This is a genomic window from Streptomyces sp. NPDC048481 (assembly GCF_043200075.1).
Lineage (GTDB): Bacteria > Actinomycetota > Actinomycetes > Streptomycetales > Streptomycetaceae > Streptomyces.
Map to the genome: position 1 here is coordinate 341,015 of NZ_JBICXC010000008.1, position 20,839 is coordinate 361,853.

Below are 20,839 nucleotides of genomic sequence, written 5' to 3' on the forward strand. Positions count from 1 at the left end.
ACCCCGCTCACCCCGACCGCGCCCGTCACCCCGCTCACCCCGACCGCGCCCGAAACGTCCGCCGCCTTCGGCGCGCTGAGGACCGCCGCCGGGGTCGCGCCGGCTCGGTGCGAGCCCGCTCGGGCCCCAGGGCTGCCGCGCGGGCTCATGACGGGTCACTCCGCGCGTTCCAGCAGTGCCACCGGCAGGTCGGCGAACAGGTCCGCCACGCGCGTGTGCCCCGTGAACTCCCGTGCCGGGCCGTCCTGTCCGGACAGGGCGTCGATCCACCGGCCCGGTGGCAGCGTCAGCCGTTCCTCGCGCCAGCCTCCCGCGTGTGCCAGCCGCAGCGACAGCCGAGTCACGGCCGTGACGACGCGGCCGGAGCGCGTGAACGCCACGCAGTGGTCCGCGGCCGGCCCCTCGGCGGACAGCGGCTCGTACGTGGCGGCTTCCCCGAAGACCTCCGGCCGCCGCCGGCGCAGCCGCAGCGCGGCCGCGGTCAGCGCATCCTTGACGCCCGGATCGTCGGGCGGGAACCGCACCGGACGCCGGTTGTCCGGGTCCACCAGCGCCCGGTACTCGCTCTCCGTGCCCTGGTAGACGTCCGGCACCCCGGGCATCGTCAGCTGCACCAGGGCCGTGCCCAGCACGTTCGCCCGGATGTGCGGCGCCAGCGCGTCGCGCAGCGCGGCCACCCGCTCGCCCGGCGCCCCGCACGGCCCCTCGGCCACGAACGCGGCCAGCGCCTTCTCGTAGTCCGGCTCCTGCTCCGTCCAGGTCGTGTGGAGCCCCGCCTCGCGCGCGTGCTTGAGCAGCGCCTCCTGGACGCGCTCGGGGGCGGCGGGTCCGAGCCCGAAGACCGTCTGCCAGGCCGCCCACGCCAGCCGGCGGTCGGGAACGTCCGCCGGCGCGCCCGTGACCTCGTCCAGGAGGTCCGCCCAGCGCTGCGGGCATTCGGTGAGCACGGCGAGCGCGGCGCGCACGTCGGCGCTGCGCTTGGTGTCGTGCGTCGAGACGACCGTCCCCGTGACGGGCCAGTCGCGCTGCACGCGCGCGCAGTACGCGTGGAAGGCGGCCGTCGAGACGCCCGGGGCGCCCGGGTCGCCGCCCACCTCGTTGGCCGCCAGCAGCGGCACATGGCGGTAGAAGGCCGTGTCCTCCACCGACTTGGCGCGCAGCGCGGACGACGTCTGGGCGAACCGCGCGCGCAGCTCCGCCCCGCGCGGGCCCTCCCCGCCCAGGACCACCGCGCGCACCGCGTCGACCGCCTCCGCCTCCTGCGGCACCGCGAACGCCTGCCGGGCCTGCGCCGCCGCCTCCTCGGTCACGACGGCCGCCGGGTCGCCCGAGGTGTAGGGCCGGTAGACCTCCATCCGCACGAGCAGCTCCGTCAGCGCCGTGCGCAGCGCCCAGGGCGCCCGGTCGCGCAGCGCGGGATCCTCCGGGTCCGCGCAGACCCGGGACGCCGTACGGGTCAGCCGGTCCGTCTCGGCCGCCAGCTCGTGGCCGATCACCGCGTACGCGGCGCGCCGCACGGTGGCCGCCCAGTCGCCCCCGAGGTCCGCCTGGGGGGCCGCGAAGCCCCGGTAGCGGTCCAGGAGCTCCCGCGCCCCCTCCGGGTCGGTGAAGAGGCCGTCGACGCGACGCAGGGCGTCGTAGCCGGTGGTTCCGGCGACGGGCCAGGAGCGCGGCAGCCGCTCCCCGTCGGCGAGGATCTTCTCGACGACCGTCCAGCGGCCGCCGCTCGCCCTGTGCAGCCGCTCCAGGTAGGCGTCGGGGTCGGCGAGGCCGTCGGGGTGGTCCACGCGCAGTCCGTCGATCACCCCCTCCCGCACCAGGCGCAGGATCGTGCCGTGGGTGGCGTCGAACACCTCCGGGTCCTCCACCCGCACCCCGATCAGCTCCGAGACGCTGAAGAAGCGCCGGTAGTTCAGTTCGGTGCGGGCCAGCCGCCACCACGCCAGGCGGTACCACTGCGCGTCCAGCAGCCGCGGCAGCGGCAGCTCCCCGGTGCCCTCTCGCAGTGGGAACGCGTGGTCGTGGTAGCGCAGGACGTCGCCGTCGACGCGCAGGTGCTCCAGCTCCGCGCCGACCGGGCCGCCCAGCACCGGGACCAGCATCCGGCCGTCCTGCGCCTCCCAGTCGACGTCGAACCAGCGTGCGTACGGCGATTCCGGGCCCTCGCGCAGCGTCTCCCACAGGGCGCGGTTGTGGCGCGGGGCCATCGCCATGTGGTTCGGCACGATGTCCACGACCAGTCCGAGGCCGTGCTCGCGCGCGGTGTCCGCGAGCGCCCGCAGGCCGTTCTCGCCGCCCAGTTCCTCCCGCACGCGCGCGGGGTCCACGACGTCGTAGCCGTGCAGGGAGCCCGGCACCGCCTCCAGGACCGGGGACAGATGCAGATGCGAGACCCCCAGCGAGGCCAGGTACGGCACGGCCGCCGCCGCGGCCGCGAACGGGAACGCGGGCTGAAGCTGAAGCCGGTAGGTGGCCGTGGGCGTCACGGGAGTCGGGGCGGCACGTCGCTCAGGGGTCATGACCACCTACGTACCCGCCTCGTGGCGTTTCCTGTCACACCCCCGCCGGACGGGTCGGGCCCCGTCCCGCCCGTCCCGGTCCGCCCGCGGCGGGGCGGGGCCCGTCCCGGCCCCACTGCGGGGGCCGGGGCCGGGGCCGGGCGCCGCTCCCGCGGCAGCGGGACGCGGCGGAGGCGGGGCCGTCGGTGCCCTACGTCGGCCGCTGAAGCACCGTCATGCTGCGGTCGACCAGCGTCAGCCGGGCCCCGGCCCGCAGCTCGGGGCCCGCGTCCGCCGCGGCGGCCTGCGGGTCCGCCGTGTCGACGACCACCTTCCACTGCCGTCCGAGATCGACCGGGACCACGAACTCCAGCGGGCGGGCCGTGGCGTTGAACATCAGCAGGAAGGAGTCGTCGGTGATCCGTTCGCCGCGCGCGCCCGGTTCGGAGATCGCGTTGCCGTTGAGGAACACCGACAGCGCGGACGCCTGCGCCCGGTCCCAGTCCCGGGGCCCCATCTCCTTGCCCTCCGGCGTGAACCAGGCGATGTCCGACAGCTCGCCGTGGGCCCCCTCCACCGGACGGCCGTGGAAGAAGCGGCGCCGCCGGAAGACGGGGTGCTCCTTGCGCAGTCCCACCAGCGCGCGGGTGAACTCCAGCAGCTCGGCGCCGGGTCCCTCGGCGTCGGGCCACTCGACCCAGGCCAGCTCGCTGTCCTGGCAGTAGGCGTTGTTGTTGCCCTGCTGGGTGCGCCCGAACTCGTCCCCGTGGCTGATCATGGGCACGCCCTGGGACAGCATCAGCGTGGCGATGAAGTTGCGCATCTGCCGGGCCCGCAGCCCCAGTACCTCGGGATCGTCGGTCTCGCCTTCGACGCCGCAGTTCCAGGACCGGTTGTGGCTCTCGCCGTCCCGGTTGTCCTCCCCGTTGGCCTCGTTGTGCTTGTCGTCGTAGGAGACCAGGTCGCGCAGGGTGAAGCCGTCATGGCAGGTCACGAAGTTGATGGAGGCCAGCGGCCGCCGTCCGTCGTCCTGATAGAGATCGGAGGAGCCGGTCAGCCGGGAGGCGAACTCGCCGACCGCGCGCGCCTCGCCACGCCACACGTCGCGCACCGTGTCGCGGTACTTGCCGTTCCACTCCGTCCACAGGGGCGGGAAGTTCCCCACCTGGTAGCCGCCCTCGCCGACGTCCCACGGCTCCGCGATCAGCTTCACCTGGGACACCACCGGATCCTGCTGGACCAGGTCGAAGAACGACGACAGCCGGTCCACCTCGTGGAACTGGCGGGCCAGGGTCGCCGCGAGGTCGAAGCGGAACCCGTCGACGTGCATCTCCAGGACCCAGTACCGCAGCGAGTCCATGATCATCTGAAGGACGTGCGGGGACCGCATGAGCAGCGAGTTCCCGGTCCCCGTGGTGTCCATGTAGTAGCGCGGGTCGTCCGTCAGCCGGTAGTACGACGGATTGTCGATCCCCTTGAAGGACAGCGTGGGACCCAGGTGGTTGCCCTCGGCGGTGTGGTTGTAGACCACGTCGAGGATGACCTCGATGCCCGCCTCGTGCAGCGCCCGCACCGCCGACTTGAACTCCAGCACCTGCTGGCCCCGGTCGCCCCAGGACGCGTACGCGTTGTGCGGCGCGAAGAAGCCGATCGTGTTGTAGCCCCAGTAGTTGTTCAGGCCCATGTCGACCAGCCGGTGGTCGTTGACGAACTGGTGCACCGGCATCATCTCCAGGGCCGTCACCCCCAGCTCGGTCAGATGCTCGATGACCGCCGGGTGCGCCAGCGCCGCGTAGGTGCCGCGCAGCTCCTCGGGCAGCCCCGGATGGCGCATCGTCAGGCCCTTGACGTGCGCCTCGTAGATCACCGTGCGGTGGTACTCCGTACGGGGGCTGCGGTCGTCCCCCCAGTCGAAGTAGGGGTTCACCACCACCGACGTCATCGTGTGCGGGGCGGAGTCGAGGTCGTTGCGCCGTTCGGGGTCGCCGAAGTGGTACCCGTACACCTCCTCGCCCCATCGGACGGACCCGCTGACCGCCTTCGCGTACGGGTCGAGCAGCAGCTTCGCCGAGTTGCAGCGCAGCCCGCGACCGGGGTCGTACGGGCCGTGCACGCGAAAGCCGTAGCGCTGCCCCGGCATGATGCCGGGCACGTACGCGTGCCGGACGAACGCGTCGCTCTCGCGCAGTTCCACCGCCGTCTCCGAGCCGTCGTCGTGCAACAGACACAGCTCTACTCGGTCCGCGGCCTCCGTGAAGACCGCGAAGTTCGTGCCGGCGCCGTCGTACGTGGCACCGAGTGGATACGCCTCTCCAGGCCAGACCTGCATGGACACGACTCTTTCAGGTGTCGGGCCCCGGTGGGGGCGGCTCGGGTTCGAGTCTCCAGGAAAGTGATGGAACCACCTGTGACTTACGCCCCTCTTACCAAATGACCAGTGCATACGCCGACATATGGCGTGTGCCGAACCAGTGGGGCAGACGTACTCCCGGGCAGCAGGGGGAGTAGGGGGAGATTGTGCGCACTACGGTGCGCCGCCACCTGGGCAAGGTGGTGGCGGGGACGGCCATTGCGGTGGCCGCGACAGCCGTGATGGTGGGGATCACCCTGCCGGGCACGGCGGGGGCGGACGACAAGGGAGGCTCGACAGGGCAGGGCGCCGGGCAGAACGCGGCGGACCGGCAGCAGGCCGGGGCGGCGGGGGCCGTCGCGCCCGGCGTCGTCGAAGGGGCGCCCGCCGAGGGCGACCGCGGCCACGGCCGCGACCCGTTGACCGACGACGAGACCGCGCGCGTGGAGAGCATCGCGCTCAGCCGTCAGCAGTTCAACGCCGCCCAGGACGTGGACGGCGACCGCGGCCCCCAGCGTCTCGGCGTGGACCTCGCCGAGCCCCGGGCCGACGAGGTCGACGACCCGGACGCGCCCCGGCGGGCGGAGGTGTCGTTCTACGACTACCGCAACGACACCCTGCTGACCAGGACCGTCAACCTCGACACCGGCAAGGTCGAGGCCACCGGCGTCCAGCACGGCGTCCAGCCGCCGCTCGGCCCCGCCGAGCAGACCGAGGTCGCACGGCTGCTGATCGCCGACCCGCTCGGCGCGGGCCTGAGGGCCGACTACAAGGACGCCACCGGCAAGGCGCTCACCTCCCCGGCCCAGCTGCAGCTCGCCAGCATGGTCTACCGGGCGGTGCCGGGCGCCGAGCCCGCCGTCCTCGACAAGTGCGGGGAGCACCGCTGCGCGCGGCTGCTGACGAAGGTCAAGAACGGCCCGTGGATCGACACCCGGTCCCTGATCGTCGACCTCAGCACCGGCAAGGTCGCCCGGCTCACCCGCTGAACCGGCCCGCGGTACCACCTCCCAGTTCCGTTTTCCGACGTGTCTCCCGCGCGGGGAGGCAAAGGAGTCGTGTCCTCATGCGCGTTCCCGATCCGATCGGCGGCCTCCGGCCGCAGGGCGTCAGCCGTGTCCGCAAGGGAGCCCTCGTCGGCCTCTCGGTGGCCGCCCTGGCCGCCGGCGCGGCCGCCGGGGCCGGTCCGGCCGCCGCCCGGCCCAAGACCGCTCCCGCGGCGGCGGCCGACTGCAGCGCCGCCTACCGCATCGAGCAGAAGCTCTCCACCGGCACCACCTGGCGCATGTGCTGGCGCTTCGAGTCCAAGTCCGGCCTGGTCCTGGAGAAGATCTCCTACCAGCCGCCCGGCGAGCCCAAGCCGATCAGGGTCCTCAACAGCGCCAAGGTCGCCCAGATCCACGTGCCCTACGACGACGGCACGAACGAGTACAACGACATCACCGACTACAACTTCGGCTCCGGCCTGGTGAACATGGCCCCCGCCGAGTGCCCAGGCGGCACCATCAAGACGGTGAAGGTCCCCGAGTCGTTCTCCGACAACCCGAACGTCAAGGGCCTGTGCACCACCACGCGCGCGCGGGGCCACGCCTACCGCATGGAGGCCGACACGGGCAACAAGGTCTTCCAGGCCCAGGGCAAGGACCTGCTCGTGTACACCGTCAACAAGGTCGGCTGGTACGAGTACATCACCGAGTGGCGCTTCTCCGACGACGGCGCGATCAACATGAACATCGGCGCCACCGGCAGCCTCTCGCCCGTCGACTACGACGCCGGGGACGGCCGCGGCTGGCCCCTCGGCAAGGGCGCCAAGGCCTACGCCACCAGCCACAGCCACAACGTCTTCTGGCGCCTCGACTTCGGCCTCGACGGCAACTCCGCCGCCAAGGTCGAGCAGTACGACTCGGTCGTCAGCCCGCCCGCCGGCTCGGACCAGGGCCCGACCGCCAAGACCACGCGCACGGTCGTCGGCAAGGAACTCGCGGGCGACGCGGCCACCATGCGCTGGTGGCGCGTGGTGAGCGCCACCGGCAAGAACAAGGACGGGCACCCCCGCTCCTACGAGTTCGTCCCCGGCGCCACCACCAAGTACTCCGGGCGCCCCTTCACCCGGCACGACGTCTACTTCACCGAGTACAACCAGTGCGAGCAGTACGCCAGCAACAACGTGCGCAACTGCGGCTCCCCGCTGCACGGTTACTCCGTCGACAAGTGGGTGGACGGCCAGACCCTCACCCACCCGGTGGCCTGGGTGAACGTGGGCTTCCACCACATCGCGCGCGACGAGGACCAGCAGCCCATGCCGGTCCACTGGCAGGGCTTCTCCCTGGTCCCCAGGGACGTCACGGCCATGAACCCGCTCACACCGGCCGCCCTCGCGGGACAGAACGGTCGCCCCGACAACGGAAGTTGAGAAACGACCTGTCCATCCGGCTGCACCGCCCGCCGCTCCCGGAGTACCCTTCCTTGATCGTTGGCACGGGGAGAGCTCGGGGGAGCGGAAGGCGGTGCGCGGGTGGGCTCGGGAGGGCTGGAGCTGCCCCCTGGTGACGAGGGTCACGAGGGGGGCTCCACAGACGTCCCGACCGGCACGGTGTCCCTGGCCCGGCCGATGGAGACGAACGCCATCGGTCCGGAGCTGGACTGGGACACCGACGCCTGGCGCGAGGTCCGCGTCCGCGCCCAGCGGGCCGGCCGGGCCTACATCTGGCTGAACCTCGTCGAACAGCGGCTGCGCGCCGTGGTGGCCGCCGTGCTGCGGCCCATCTACGAACCCGTGCACGGCGACGAGTGGGTCGTCGCCGCGGCCGGACCCGCCGGACAGGAATGGGTCCAGCGCGCCGTCGCCGTGCGCGAGGTCAGCCGCCGCAAGGGCTATCTGCTCGACCCGGCCGACGACAACGTCATCTCCTTCCTGACCCTGCCCCAGCTGCGCGAGCTGATGGTGCAGCACTGGCCCTGCTTCGAGCCGTACTTCGACGACCGCCGCGACGTCGAACTCGCCCTGGACGAGCTGGAGGTGACCCGCAACGTCGTCTCCCGCAACCGCGCGCTGTCCGAGGCCGTGCTGAACCAGGCCGAACGGGCCTCCGCACGGCTGCTGGAGATGCTCGGCACCAGCGGCGACGTGCCCTCCGCGCGCAGGCTGCCCGTGGACGCCGTCGAGGACCTCGTCGGCGACCGGTACGCGGACGTGGTCGCCGTCCACACCGACCGGGTGCGGCTGCTGCGCCAGTTCCCCGCCGAGGACATCTTCGACGGCTCCCGCCGGATCGACGCCATCGGCATCGGCCTCAACCTGCTCGTGCAGAACTTCTCCGGCCGCCGGCTGGTCCGCCTCGCCGAGGGCGGCGCCCGCGTCCGGCTGCTCTTCCTCAACCCCGCCTCCAGCGCGGTCAAGCGCCGCGAGCGCGAACTCGGCATGAAACGCGGCGAGCTGAGCCGGGCCGTGGAGATGAACATCCTGCACATGCGCCGGGTCCGCGCCCGGCTGCGCGACCCGGGCGCCTTCCAGATCCAGGTGTACGACGAGACGCCCCGCTTCACCGCCTACCTCGTCGACGGCGACGGCGCCGACGGCATCGCCGTGATCCAGTCCTATCTGCGGCGCATGCGCGGAATGGAGGCGCCGGTGCTGGTGCTGCGCGGCGGCAACCGGGTGGTCAAGTCGGGCGAGGTGGGAGAAGGCGGACTCTTCGCGGCCTATCGCGAGGAGTTCGAGCTCGCCTGGGCCGATTCGCGGCCGGTGTCCTGATCCGGCCGGTCCGTCCCCGGACCGGACGCGGCCCCGGGCCGCGCGAGCGGAACGCGATCCTCTGATTGTCAGTGGCCCGTGCGAGGGTGGAGACCACTGGGGGAAAGCACCACCGAGAAGGGGGGCCATCATGGCCTGGTACCAGGAGCTGCTGATCGGCTTCGACCTGGAGACGACCGGGACGGACCCGCGCGAGGCGCGCATCGTCACGGGAGCCGTGATCGAGGTCAGGGACGGGCAGGTCCTGGGCCACCGCGAGTGGCTGGCGGATCCGGGCGTCGAGATCCCGGCCGACGCGGTCGCCGTGCACGGCATCAGCAACGAGCGGGCCGCCGCCGAGGGCGCCCCCGCCGACCGGGTGGCGGACGCCATCGCGGGCGTCCTCACCGGCTACTGGCGCACCGGCGTCCCGGTCGTGGCCTACAACGCCGCCTTCGACCTCACCCTCCTCTCCGCCGAACTGCGCCGCCACGGCCTGCCCTCGCTGAGCGACCGGCTGGGCGGCCTCGACCCGGCGCCGGTCGTCGACCCGTACACCATCGACCGCTCGGTGGACCGCTACCGGCGCGGCAAGCGCAACCTGGAAGCGGTCTGCGCCGAGTACGGCGTCCCCCTGGAGCGCGCGCACGACGCCTCGGCGGACGCCCTGGCCGCGGCCCGCCTGGCCTGCGCCATAGCCGTGCGCCACCCCAAGGTCGCCTCCCTCGGCCCGGCGGAGCTGCACCGCCGACAGATCGAGTGGTACGCGCAATGGGCGGCGGACTTCCAGGATTTCCTGCGCCGCAAGGGCGACGCGGACGCGGTGGTGGACAGCGCCTGGCCGATGCGCGAACCGGCCGCGAAACCCGCCTGAGGTCTCCACCCCCCTGAGGCCGAGGGGGCGACCAAGCGGGGTCCCGTACGGGCACGGGAGCGGTCGGGTGCGCGGCTCGGGCCGAGGACCGCGCGCGGCGGGTCAGAACGGGTACCAGCGCACGCTTGCGTCACCGTCCCGCAGCGAGGCCACGCGGCGGCGGAACTCGGCCAGCGCCTTGGGATTCGAGGGCGCGTGCTGGGCGACCCAGGCGCAGCTCGCGGTCTCGCGGGCGCCCCGCAGGACCTCGCAGCCCGCCCACTCGCGCACGTCCCAGCCGTACGCCTCGGTGAACGCGTCGTAGTCCGCGGCGGGCAGGCCGTACCGGTCGCGGGAGAGCGCCATCACCACCAGGTCGTGCTCGCGCAGATCGGCGGAGACGGTCTCCAGGTCGACCAGGACGGGGCCGTCGGGCCCGATGTGCACATTGCGCGGCAGCGCGTCCCCGTGGACCGGACCGGGGGGCAGGTGCGGGATGAGCGCGGCGGCGGCCGACGCGAAGCCGTCGCGGCGCTCGCGCAGATACGCCGCGTCCGCCGGGTCGACCGCGTCGCCCGCGAGGCGCAGCCAGCGTTCCACCCCGGACAGCAGATCGCGCGGCGGCAGCCCGAACGGCGGGACGGGCAAGGAGTGGAGCAGGCGCAGCAGTTCGGCCAGATCGCGCGGCCCGGCGGGGCGGACCGGGTCGGGCAGCCGGTGCCACACCGTCACCGGGCGGCCCTCGGCCAGCAGCGGCTCCGGCGCGGCCGCGCGCACCGCGGGGACGCCCGCGTCGGCGAGCCACGCGGCGATGTCCAGTTCGCGCCGGGCCCGGTCGAGAAGCTCGGCGTCGCGCCCCACCTTCACCACCAGGTCACCCGCGGCGAACACCGCGTTCTCGCCCAGGGCGAGCAGCCGCGCCTCGGCCGCCGGGCCGGGCAGCACTCCCGCCGCGGCCAGTGCGTCGCGCGCAAGTGCCTCGTCCATCGTCTGCCTCCGTGTCGTTCCTCACCCGGCGCCGTCTCACCCGGCGTCCGGCGCACCGGGCGGTGTCCGGATCCGGCCGTCCGACGGTCAGTCTCGCATTCGTGCGGACGGCGCCGCGCGCACGGTGGGTCGACGGTGAACCGCGCCCAGCAGCGCCGAACAGCGGGCCCCGGGCGGGGCGGAAGGGACGGCCACGGAAACAGATTGCACGAGACGTATCGTCTCGTCTACGGTTCATGGCATGACCAGTCGCCCCGCCCATATCGCCATGTTCTCCATCGCCGCGCACGGCCACGTGAACCCGAGCCTGGAAGTCGTCCGCGAACTCGTCGCGCGCGGCCACCGGGTGACCTACGCGATTCCGCCCGTCTTCGCCGAGAAGGTCGCCGCCACCGGCGCCGAGGTCAAGACATGGCACTCGACCCTGCCCGCGCCCGACGGCGACCCCGCCGCCTGGGGCAGCACCCTCCTCGACCACGTGGAGCCCTTCCTGGCCGACGCGATCCAGGCGCTGCCCCGGCTGAGCGAGGCCTACGAGGGGGACCGGCCCGATCTGGTGCTGCACGACATCACCTCGTATCCGGCCCGCGTCCTCGCCCACCGCTGGGGCGTCCCCGCGATCTCCCTCTCGCCCAACCTCGTGGCCTGGGAGGGATACGAGGAGGAGGTCGCCGAGCCGATGTGGGCCGAGCCGAAGCGCACGGAGCGCGGCAAGGCCTACTACGCCCGTTTCCACGCCTGGCTGGAGGAGAACGGGATCACCGAGCACCCCGACCGCTTCGTCGGCAGGCCGGCCCGTTCGCTCGTGCTGATCCCCCGCGCGCTCCAGCCCTGCGCCGACCGGGTCGACGACAGCGTGTACACGTTCGTCGGCGCGTGCCAGGGCGACCGGGCGGCCGAGGGGGAGTGGACCCGTCCCGCCGGCGCCGACCGGGTCGTCCTCGTCTCGCTGGGCTCGACGTTCACCGACCGGCCCGACTTCTACCGGGAGTGCGTGCGGGCCTTCGGGGACCTGCCCGGCTGGCGCCTCGTGCTCCAGATCGGCAGGCACGTCGACCCCGCGGCCCTGGGCGACCTCCCCGAGACCGTCGAAGTCCACGCCTGGGTACCGCAGTTGGCGGTCCTCCGGCAGGCGGACCTGTTCGTGACGCACGCCGGCGCCGGGGGCAGCCAGGAAGGCCTGGCCACCGCCACGCCGATGATCGCCGTGCCCCAGGCGGTGGACCAGTTCGGCAACGCCGACCTGCTGGAGGGCCTCGGAGTGGCCCGGCAGATCCCTACGGCGGAGGCGACGGCCGAGGCCCTGCGGGCGGCGGCCCTGGCCCTCGTCGACGACGCCGAGGTCGCCCGGCGGCTCAAGGACATCCAGGCCGAGATGACGGAGGAGGGCGGCACCCGGCGGGCCGCCGACCTCATCGAGGCCGAACTCCCCGCCCGACCCGCGCCCTCCACCGCGCCGAACTCCCCCTGACCGCACCGCCGTACCGCGCCCCGACCGTGGCCCGCCCGGCCGCACGCCGGCCCGGGGGACACAGGTGAGGGCTCGTCGACTCCTCCGGGAGGCCGACGAGCCCTCGTTGCGCGAGACCTGCTTCCGCGAGGCCTCGGCAGGGTCAGACCGGCAGGCGCTCGCCCTCGTCGTCGCGCGCCGCCGGGGCGGCCGGCTCCGGCGCCTCGTCGTGGGTGAGGTCGGGCAGCCAGCGCAGCCACTTCGGCAGGTACCAGTTGCGCTCACCGAGCAGCGCCATCACGGCCGGCAGCAGCACGCCCCGGATGACCGTCGCGTCGATCAGGACCGCGGCCGCCAGGCCCACGCCCATCTGCTTCATGGACTGCATGGACAGCGTTCCGAAGATCGCGAACACGGCGACCATGATGACCGCGGCGCTGGTGACCACGCCCGCCGTGGTGACCACACCGTGCCGGATGGCCTCGTTCGTCGTGCGCCCCCGCAGCCGCGCCTCACGGATCCGCGAGACGACGAACACGTGGTAGTCCATCGACAGGCCGAAGAGGATCACGAAGAGGAACAGGGGCAGCCAGGTGATGAGGGCGCCGACGCCCTCCGCCCCCACCAGCGAAGCGCCCCAGCCGTGCTGGAAGACGGCCACCAGGATGCCGTAGGCCGCGCCCACCGACAGCAGGTTGAGCACGATCGAGGTGATCGCGATCGTCAGCGACCGGAAGGACAGCAGCATCAGCAGGAAGGCGAAGACAACGACGAACGCGAAGACGGGCGCGACGGCTCCGGCCAGCTGGTCGTTGAAGTCGTTCGACCCGGCCACCTGCCCGGTGATCGGAGCCTGCACGCCGTCGACCTTGCCCAGGGTGGCGGGACGCACCTCGTCGCGCAGCTTGTCCAGGCTCGCCCCCGCCTTGTCCAGGTCCGAGCCGCCGACCAGCGGCACGTACACGTAGGCGAGGTTCTGCGCGTCGTGCAGCTTGATCTCGACCGGTCCGCGCGAGGCGCCCGAGCTGATCGCCTGCTGCCGGAACTGCTCCAGTGCCGCCTTCACCTCGGGGGCGTTGATGTCGGCCGCCTTCACGATGACCTCGGCCGGCTCGGAGCCGCCGGGGAAGGCGTCGTTGACCCGGTTGTAGGTCTGCACGATGGGCAGCGAGTCGCCGAACTCCTGGTCCAGGGTGAGGTTCTGGGTCTTCATGCCGACCGCCGGAGCGGCGATGGCGAGCAGCGCGCCGGCCGCGACGACCAGCGAGACGGCGGGCCGGGCGAGGACGACCTTCAGCACCGCGCTCCAGAAGCGGCTGCCCTCGTCGCCGCGTCCGCGGCCGCCCTTGCGGCGACGCCGGTCGGGGTGCAGGAACGGGATCCTGCCCTTCTCCACCCGCTCGCCGAGCAGCGACAGCAGCGCCGGCAGCACGGTCACCGAACCGACCATGGCGACGGCGACCACCATCAGGGAGGCCAGGCCCATCGCCTCGAACGTGGCGAGCCCGGTGAACAGCATGCCCGCCATGGCCACGCACACGGTGACGCCGGAGACGATCACGGCCCGGCCGCTGGTGGCGGCGGCGATCCTGAGCGCGGTCTCCGGGTCGCGTCCCGCCGCCCGCTCCTCACGCTCACGGCGCAGGTAGAACAGGCAGTAGTCGACGCCCACGGCCAGGCCCACCAGCAGCATCACCGAGCTGGCGGTGTCGTCCATCGGCTGGAAATGGCTGACGATGCCCATCAGACCCGTCGTCGCCATGATCGCGGTGATCGCCAGGGCCACCGGCAGCAGCGCCGCGACCAGCGCGCCGAAGGCGATCAGCAGGATGCCCAGCGCCACGGGCACGGCCGAGTACTCCGCCTGCTGGAAGTCGTCGCCGAACGCGTCGTCGAACGTCTTCGCCATGCTGGCGCCGCCGATCTCCTCGATCCGCAGCGAGGAGTGCTCCTTGCCGACCGCGTCCACGGCCTTGAGCACCGGCTCCACCCGGTCGCCCGCGGTGTCGGAGTCGCCGCGCATGTCGAACTGGACGAGCGCGCTGCGACCGTCCTTCGAGATCGTCTTCGTGTCGTACGGCGAACTCACGTCGGTCGCCTCGCCGGTCTTGCCGACGGCCGCGACGACGGCGGCGACGGCGGCCCGGAACTCGGGGTCCGTGGCCTTGACGGAGCCGTCCTTCGACTGGATGAGGACCGTCTCACTCGCCGGCTCCTCGATGCCCGCGTCCTCGACGATTCTGGCGGCCGTGCGGGTCTCGCCCCCGAGCTGGTCGCTCTCCTTGACGTCGACTGTCCCCGCCGCCGACCCGATCCCCATGGCCAGGACGACGAACAGCACCCAGACGCCCACCGCGGCCCATCGATGCCGGGCGCTCCAGCCGCCGGCCCGCGCGGCGATGCCCCGCACCCGTATTTCTCCGCTCACCATGACGGGCTGCCCCCTTGTGATGCGGTAGCAGCCCCTGCCGCCACCTTCCGATTCGAAGGTATGGGCTGGATAAGGCCATCTCCTCGTGCTGCCTGGTGACGTGCGGGACCTCCGACTCCTCCGGTCGGACCGGCCCGTCTCACCGCTGGGGAGGACAGTGGCCCCTTACATCTATCCGGCGGTCTCGGGGGCGGCGATCAGGGTGAAGCCGGCAGCGGGCGGCGGAAGTGAACGATTACGCAAGTTTGTTGAACAAGTCACAGACGTGTGGAGAAGTGCGCCAGATATTGATCCGCACGCCCCGGATCGGCCAGAGTTTCCTACCGGTCACCCACCCCGGACGCGGCCGTCGTGCCCACCCCCACGGGGCACGACGGCCGCCTATGGTGGGCGGATGACGACGACGTACGCCGCCCTGCTGCGAGGCATCAACGTGGGCGGCAGCAGAAAGGTCCCGATGGCCGACCTGCGCACCCTCATGGAGGGTCTCGGCCACGACGAGGTGCGCACCCATCTCCAGAGCGGCCAGGCCGTGTTCTCCAGCGCGCACGGCGACGAGGAGAGCCTCGCGGCCGACCTCACGGCGGCGATCGCGGAGCGGTTCGGCTTCGACGTCGGCGTGATCGTCCGCGACCACGCCTATCTGAAGGCCGTCGCCGACGCCTGCCCGTTCCCGGCCGCCGAGCTGACGGCGAAACAACTCCACGTCACCTACTGCTCCGGCCCCGTCGACGAGGAGCGTTACGCGGGCATCGACCGCGCGGCGCACCTCCCCGAGGAGTTCCGGCTCGGCGACCGCGCCCTGTACCTGTACGCCCCCGAGGGACTGGGCCGCTCCCGGCTGGCCGAGCAACTGGCCAGGCCCCGCCTCACCAAGGGCCTGATCACCACCACCCGGAACTGGAACACCGTCGTCAAACTGGTGGAGATGACGCAGGCCTGAGAGCGTCGCGGGCCTCGGCACAGGTGTGCGAGGCTCGTCCCATGCGCTACATCATCATCGGGGCAGGGGCGATCGGCGGAACGGTGGGCGGGCGGCTCGCGGAGTCGGGGCAGGAGGTCGTCCTCGTCGCGCGCGGCGCGCACCGGGCGGCGCTCGCCGAGGGCGGACTGCGGCTCAGGGTGCCGGAGGGCGAACTGACCCACCGGCTGCCCGTGGTCGCCGGACCGGACGAACTCGGCACACTGCGGGCCGACGACGTCCTCGTCCTCGCCGTGAAGACCCAGGACAGCGAGGCGGCGCTGCACACCTGGGGCCCGGCCCCGGTCGAGGGCGGGGGCACGGCGGCCGAACGGCTCCCGCTGGTCTGCGCCCAGAACGGAGTGGAGAGCCCCCGGATGGCGCTGCGCCGGTTCCGGCACGTCTACGCCGTCTGCGTCTGGCTGCCCTCCACCCACGTGGAACCCGGCGTCGTCTCCGCCGCCGGCACCCCCCTCACCGGCATCCTCCACCTAGGCCGCCACCCGCACGGCGTCGACGACACCGCCCGCGGCATCTGCGCCGACCTGGAGAAGGCGCGCTTCGAGGCGCCGGCCGTCCCCGACGTCGCCCGCTGGCAGTACGCCAAGCTGCTGTCCAACCTCGGCAACGCCCTCGAAGCGGTGAGCGGGCCGGTCACCGATCCCGCTGCCGAGGCGCTGTTCGCCCGTGTGCGCGCCGAGGGCGCGGCCGTGCTCGACGCGGCCGGCATCGCCTACGCGGGCGCGGAAGAGCAGCGCGCGGCCCGCGGCGACAAGGTCACCCTGGTCCCGCTCCCCGGCGTCCCGCGCGCAGGCGGCTCCTCCTGGCAGTCCCTCAGCCGCGGCGCGGGCAGCATCGAGGCCGACTATCTCAACGGCGAGATCGTGCTCCTCGGCCGGCTGCACGGCGTGCCGACCCCGCTGAACGAACTGCTGCAACGGCTCGCGAACGCCTTCGCCCGCGAGCGCAGGGAGCCGGGCTCCCTGCCCCTGACCCGGCTCGTCCGCATGGCGGACGACGCCGTCGCCGGCGTCCGCACCGACTGAGGTCGGCCGCCCGCCCGGCCGATCGCAAGGGACGGGCGCGGGGCCGGGACGCGGCGGGACTCGGCCCGCGGGTGGTTGGGCAGGAGGGTGGCCGCCGGCGGGTCAGGCGCCGACGGCCGCCCGCACCGGAGTGCTCGCCGCGTCGTAACGCCTCAGCAGCACCCGGGCCACCTCCGGCGCCGGACCGAGCACCTCGCCCAGGACGTCCGCCCCGGCCGCGCCCCGCGCGATCCGGTCCGGCAGGAACCCGGGAGCCAGGACGTACGGGGCGACCGCGACCCGGGAGCAGCCCAGCGCGCGCAGCTCGCGGACCGCGTCCTCGGTGCGAGGAAGAGAGGCGGAGGCGAACGCAGGCCGCACGGCACACCAACCGGTGCGCCGCCACTCCCGCGCGATTGCTGCGATCACTGCGATCGCCTCCGGGTCCGTGGACCCCGCCGAGGCCAGGACGACCCCGGTCGAGGACTTGTCGGCGGGCGTCAACCCCGCCTCGTACAAGCGCCGTTCCAGGGCGCTCAGCAGCAGTGGGGACGGGCCGAGCACCTCGGCCTGCCGGATCCGCAGCCGCGCCGGCGCGTCCCGCAGCACCGCCGGGATGTCCGCCTTCGCGTGGAACGCGCGGGTCAGCAGCAGCGGCAGCGCCACCACCTCACGCACGCCCTCCGCGGCCAGCGACTCCAGCACCCCCTGCACGGAAGGGACGTTGAAGTCCAGGAAGCCGGTCTCCACCCGCAGCCCGGGCCGCAGGGACCGCACGCGCCGCACGAGCGCGTCGACGGTCGCCGCGTGCCGCGGATCGCGGCTCCCGTGGGCGATCACCACGAGAACGGGAGGGACCGGATTCCTGGACACGGCTCGTCAGCCCTTCACCAGCAGACCGCGACTGCGCAGCACCCACCGCTCCAGCGGGCTGAAGATCAGCAGGTCGATGGCGATGCCGACGAACAGGATGAGCAGGATCGCCTCGAACACCATCGACATGTCGCTCGCGTTGCGCCCGTTCTCCAGCAGCTGGCCGAGGCCCACGCCGAGATCGGGGAACGACGCGATGATCTCCGCCGCCATCAGCGAACGCCACGAGAACGCCCAGCCCTGCTTCAGACCCGCCACATAGCCCGGCAGCGCGGCCGGCAGCGTGATGTGGACGGTTCCCCGCAGGCCCGTCGCGCCCATGGTGCGCCCGGCCCGCAGGAACAGCGGCGGCACCTGGTCGACGCCGGACACCAGCCCGTTGGCGATGGACGGAACCGCCCCGAGCAGGATCACCGCGTACATCATCGAGTTGTTCAGACCCAGCCACAGCACGGCCGGCGGCACCCAGGCCACCGACGGGAGCGACTGCAGACCCGACAGGATCGGACCGATCGCCGCCCGCACGAACTTCACCCGTGCCACCAGCAGCCCCAGCGGGGTGCCGATCGCGAGGGCGAAGAGGAAGCCGAGCAGACCGCGCGAGACGCTGGTCCAGATGTAGCCGAGCAGCTCGCCCCGGAGCCAGGCGTCCCGCAGCGTGGCCCAGACGTCCAGCGGCGAGACCAGCTTCGTCGGGTCGTCGACCACCTTGAAGGTGATCTGCCAGACGACCAGCAGCAACGCGCTCGCGACGATCGGCGGGAGGATCTTGTCGACGAACGTCCGCCGGAAGGGAACACGGCCCGCGGGGGTGACCACGTCCAGCGCGTCGAGACCCGCCTCCACACCGTCGAGCGCATGGGCGGCCGGCTTCGCCGCCGTCGTCGTGTTCGTCTCAGTGCTGGCCATGACGGCGGATCTCCCCACGCAGGACTTCGGTGATCTCGACGGACAGTTCCGCCACGGGGGCGTCCTCGATGCGGCGCGGCTGCGGGATGTCCACCGACCACTCGCGCGCCACCCGTCCGGGCCGGGAGGACAGCAGCACGACGCGCTGCGCGAGCCGGACGGCCTCGCGCACGTTGTGCGTGACGAAGAGGACGGACAGCCCCGTCTCCTCCCAGATCCGGGTCAGTTCGTCGTGCAGCACGTCGCGGGTGATGGCGTCGAGGGCCGCGAACGGCTCGTCCATCAGCAGCAGCCGGCTCTCCTGGGCCAGCGCGCGGGCCAGCGCCACGCGCTGGCGCATGCCGCCGGACAGCTCGTGCACCCGCTTTCCGTGCGCGCCCTTCAGCCGGACCAGCTCCAGCAGCTCCTCGGCCTTGTCGCGCCGGTCCGGCTTCGCGACCCCCCTCAGCTTCAGGGCGAGTTCGATGTTCTTTCCGGCCGTCAGCCACGGGAAGAGGGCGTGCTCCTGGAACATCAGCGCCGCACGGCCGTCCGTGGTGATGGTCCCGGCGGTCGGCCTGTCGAGACCCGCCACCAGGTTCAGCAGCGTGGACTTCCCGCAGCCCGAGGCCCCCAGGAGGGTGACGAACTCGCCGGGCGCGACATCGAGAGTGATGTCGTCCAGGACGAGCTGCTCCCCGCCCGGTCCCGCGAAGGACTTCGAGACGTGCTCGAGGCGTGCCGCGTACTCCACCGACTCAACGGTCTCGGCGGCCTTGGCGAGGGTCGTGGCCATGGTCGTCACCTCCTGGGAACTCATCGGATGCGGTCAGCTGACGCCGAGACCGGCGGCATCGACCGTGGGCTCGCCCTCGGCCTTGAGGACCTTGTTCAGGATCGACAGGTCGTAGATTCCCTTGAGGTCGGGCTGCTTCAGCAGACCCGCCTTGACCGCGTGCGCCGCCTCGGTCTCGAGCGTGGCGGCCAGCGGGTCGTCGATGAACTGGATCGACGACCATGCCGGGTCCAGGACGTTCGCCGGCAGCGCCTTGCCGGAGTCGGCCTCCAGCTGCCTGTTCGCCGCCGCCTTCGCCTCGGCCGGGTGGGCGCCGATCCACTTGTTGGTCTCGACCGCACCCTTCAGCACGGCCTCGACGACCTGCGGGTGCGCCGCGAGGAACTTCTGCGACACGATGATGTTGGTGATCACGAACTTCTTGCCGGGCCACAGCGACGCCTCGTCGAGCAGCACCTTGCCGCCCTCGGCGACCAGCTTCGACGCGGTCGGCTCCGGCACCCAGGCGCCGTCGATCGAACCGGCCTTGAAGGCGTCCGGCGTCACCTTGTTGTCGCTGCGGACGACCGTGACGTCGCCCTTGCCGCTCTGCGCGTCGACCTTCCAGCCCTGCTCCGCGACCCAGTTCAGGAACGCGACGTCCTGCGTGTTCCCGAGCTGGGGCGTGGCGATCTTCTTGCCCTTGAGGTCCCCGACGGACTTGATCTTGGCCGGGTCGACGACGAGCTTCACCCCGCCGGACGCCGAACCGCCGACGATGCGCAGGCTCTTGCCGTCGGACTTGGTGTAACCGTTGATCGCCGGGGAGGGGCCGATCCAGCCGATGTCGATGGAGCCGGCGTTCAGCGCCTCGATCTCCGAGGGACCCGCGTTGAAGGTGGCGTACGAGGCCTTGGTGGCGCCCAGCGCCTTCTGGAAGATGCCCTGGTCACGGCCGACCAGAGCGGTCCCGTGGGTGAGGTTGCCGAAGTAGCCGATCTTGACGGTGTCGAGACCGTCGATCTTCTTCGAGCCGGCGGCGACCTTCTCCTTGGCGTTGTCCGCCTTGGCCTCGGACCCGTAGCCGCAGGCGGCCAGGGTGAGCAGGGGCAGGGCGGCGACGGCCGCGACGGCGCGACGCAGAGAAGCGGAGCGGTTGGCAGGCACGGGAGGGGTTCCTCTCGTTGGCCCGGCGGTCACGGTCTTTCAGGTCGTGGCCGGGAAGTCGGCATGGGGTCTTCGCCGCCTCCGGGACGCGGGTCCCGTCGTGCGCGGGCGAAGTGGAGCATGGGGGGAGGTGCGGGGGGACGGGGCGCGCAGGCAGTGCGCGTACGTCAGCGCGCACATCGGCCCACTCCGCCCTGCCCGCTCCCGAGGGCGCCGCTGCCGACACGGCCGCCCTCCTTCGCGAACGTCGAGTAGAAATCGGGTGGGTTCACGGTCAGAAGTCCCAACCGTCGTCGTCGGAGGCGTCCTTGACCGGTTCGGGGGCGGCGAAGGACTCGCCGACCATGCCGGCGGTGAGGGTGGTGCCGTCGGCGGGGTCGATGAGGATGAAGGAGCCGGTGCGGCGGGAGTCGGCGTAGGAGTCGACGGGCAGCGGTTCGGCGGTGCGGATCTTGACCCGGCCGATGTCGTTGGCGACGAGCTGTCCGGGGTGCGGGTGCAGGGACAGGTCGTCGAGGGTGAGGCGGGAGGGGATGTCCTTGACGATCGCCTTGACCGTGCGGGTGCCGTGCTTGATCAGCACCCGGTGGCCGACGGTCAGGGGCTGGTCGGCGACGTGGCAGACGGTCGCCTCGACGTCCTGGGTGGTGGCCGGGGCGTCCTTGGTCGGCACGATCAGGTCGCCGCGCGAGACGTCGATGTCGTCCGCGAGCAGCACCGTCACCGACTGGGTCGTCCACGCGGCGTCGACGGGCTCGCCGAGCAGGTCGATACCGGAGATCGTCGACGTGCGGCCGGACGGCAGCACGGTGACGGGATCGCCGACGCGGAAGGTGCCGGCGGCGATC

At 72.6% G+C, this 20,839-nt stretch carries 14 protein-coding genes and 2 pseudogenes; 7 read left to right on the forward strand and 9 right to left on the reverse strand.

From position 1 onward, the window contains the following. Nucleotides 1-155: 155 nt before the first annotated feature. Together treY and glgX are read right to left on the reverse strand one after the other, a co-directional pair. The gene (gene treY, locus ACGFSH_RS24835; RefSeq protein ID WP_393352248.1) at nucleotides 156-2,519 is read right to left on the reverse strand and encodes a malto-oligosyltrehalose synthase; all 2,364 of its coding nucleotides are present in this window, start codon (nucleotides 2,517-2,519) and stop codon (nucleotides 156-158) included. A gap of 190 nt (nucleotides 2,520-2,709) precedes the next feature. Beyond that, nucleotides 2,710-4,827, reverse strand: coding sequence for a glycogen debranching protein GlgX (gene glgX, locus ACGFSH_RS24840; RefSeq protein ID WP_393352250.1), 2,118 nt, complete (start codon nucleotides 4,825-4,827; stop codon nucleotides 2,710-2,712). Between the two features lie 188 nt (nucleotides 4,828-5,015). Here glgX and ACGFSH_RS24845 point away from each other — a divergent pair, with 188 nt between their 5' ends. From ACGFSH_RS24845 to ACGFSH_RS24860, 4 genes are all read left to right on the forward strand, one after another. Then, a complete protein-coding gene (locus ACGFSH_RS24845; protein ID WP_393352252.1) occupies nucleotides 5,016-5,837 on the forward strand; it encodes a Tat pathway signal sequence domain protein in 822 nt (273 codons plus the stop codon). A gap of 77 nt (nucleotides 5,838-5,914) precedes the next feature. Then, on the forward strand, nucleotides 5,915-7,261 hold the full coding sequence (locus ACGFSH_RS24850) for a copper amine oxidase (protein ID WP_393352254.1): 1,347 nt from the start codon (nucleotides 5,915-5,917) through the stop codon (nucleotides 7,259-7,261). 102 nt (nucleotides 7,262-7,363) lie between these two features. Further along, complete coding sequence (locus ACGFSH_RS24855; RefSeq protein WP_393352302.1) at nucleotides 7,364-8,602, forward strand: SAV2148 family HEPN domain-containing protein; 1,239 nt, start codon at nucleotides 7,364-7,366, stop codon at nucleotides 8,600-8,602. 130 nt (nucleotides 8,603-8,732) lie between these two features. Beyond that, entirely contained in the window at nucleotides 8,733-9,455 is a 723-nt protein-coding gene (locus tag ACGFSH_RS24860) for a 3'-5' exonuclease (protein ID WP_393352256.1), read from the forward strand. A gap of 102 nt (nucleotides 9,456-9,557) precedes the next feature. Here ACGFSH_RS24860 and ACGFSH_RS24865 read toward each other — a convergent pair whose 3' ends face one another. After that, entirely contained in the window at nucleotides 9,558-10,421 is an 864-nt protein-coding gene (locus tag ACGFSH_RS24865; RefSeq protein WP_393352259.1) for a phosphotransferase enzyme family protein, read from the reverse strand. A 204-nt stretch (nucleotides 10,422-10,625) separates the two neighbouring features. Here ACGFSH_RS24865 and mgt point away from each other — a divergent pair. Next, a pseudogene (mgt, locus tag ACGFSH_RS24870) lies at nucleotides 10,626-11,892 on the forward strand (macrolide-inactivating glycosyltransferase). A gap of 142 nt (nucleotides 11,893-12,034) precedes the next feature. Here the strand turns inward: mgt and ACGFSH_RS24875 are convergent. Next, on the reverse strand, nucleotides 12,035-14,302 hold the full coding sequence (locus ACGFSH_RS24875; protein ID WP_393352262.1) for an MMPL family transporter: 2,268 nt from the start codon (nucleotides 14,300-14,302) through the stop codon (nucleotides 12,035-12,037). 394 nt (nucleotides 14,303-14,696) lie between these two features. Here ACGFSH_RS24875 and ACGFSH_RS24880 point away from each other — a divergent pair, with 394 nt between their 5' ends. Both ACGFSH_RS24880 and ACGFSH_RS24885 read left to right on the forward strand, forming a co-directional pair. Then, nucleotides 14,697-15,245, forward strand: coding sequence for a DUF1697 domain-containing protein (locus tag ACGFSH_RS24880; RefSeq protein ID WP_393352265.1), 549 nt, complete (start codon nucleotides 14,697-14,699; stop codon nucleotides 15,243-15,245). A gap of 41 nt (nucleotides 15,246-15,286) precedes the next feature. Next, nucleotides 15,287-16,309 (forward strand): ketopantoate reductase family protein, encoded by a 1,023-nt coding sequence (locus ACGFSH_RS24885; RefSeq protein ID WP_393352267.1) that lies wholly within the window; start codon nucleotides 15,287-15,289, stop codon nucleotides 16,307-16,309. Nucleotides 16,310-16,411: 102 nt separating this feature from the next. Here ACGFSH_RS24885 and ACGFSH_RS24890 read toward each other — a convergent pair whose 3' ends face one another. The 5 genes and pseudogenes from ACGFSH_RS24890 to ACGFSH_RS24910 all read right to left on the reverse strand — a co-directional run. Next, nucleotides 16,412-17,161 carry a sirohydrochlorin chelatase gene (locus ACGFSH_RS24890; RefSeq protein WP_393352270.1) on the reverse strand — a complete coding sequence of 250 codons (750 nt, stop codon included), beginning with the start codon at nucleotides 17,159-17,161 and terminating at the stop codon, nucleotides 16,412-16,414. Nucleotides 17,162-17,167: 6 nt separating this feature from the next. After that, nucleotides 17,168-18,070 carry an ABC transporter permease gene (locus ACGFSH_RS24895; protein WP_393352273.1) on the reverse strand — a complete coding sequence of 301 codons (903 nt, stop codon included), beginning with the start codon at nucleotides 18,068-18,070 and terminating at the stop codon, nucleotides 17,168-17,170. After that, complete coding sequence (locus ACGFSH_RS24900; RefSeq protein WP_393352275.1) at nucleotides 18,057-18,869, reverse strand: ABC transporter ATP-binding protein; 813 nt, start codon at nucleotides 18,867-18,869, stop codon at nucleotides 18,057-18,059. The genes ACGFSH_RS24895 and ACGFSH_RS24900 overlap by 14 nt, the downstream gene beginning before the upstream one ends. Nucleotides 18,870-18,878: 9 nt before the next feature. After that, nucleotides 18,879-19,991: an aliphatic sulfonate ABC transporter substrate-binding protein gene (locus ACGFSH_RS24905; RefSeq protein ID WP_393352276.1), complete on the reverse strand. Its 1,113-nt coding sequence runs from the start codon at nucleotides 19,989-19,991 to the stop codon at nucleotides 18,879-18,881. Between the two features lie 274 nt (nucleotides 19,992-20,265). Further along, nucleotides 20,266-20,839: pseudogene (locus tag ACGFSH_RS24910) on the reverse strand (hypothetical protein); the annotation flags it as partial.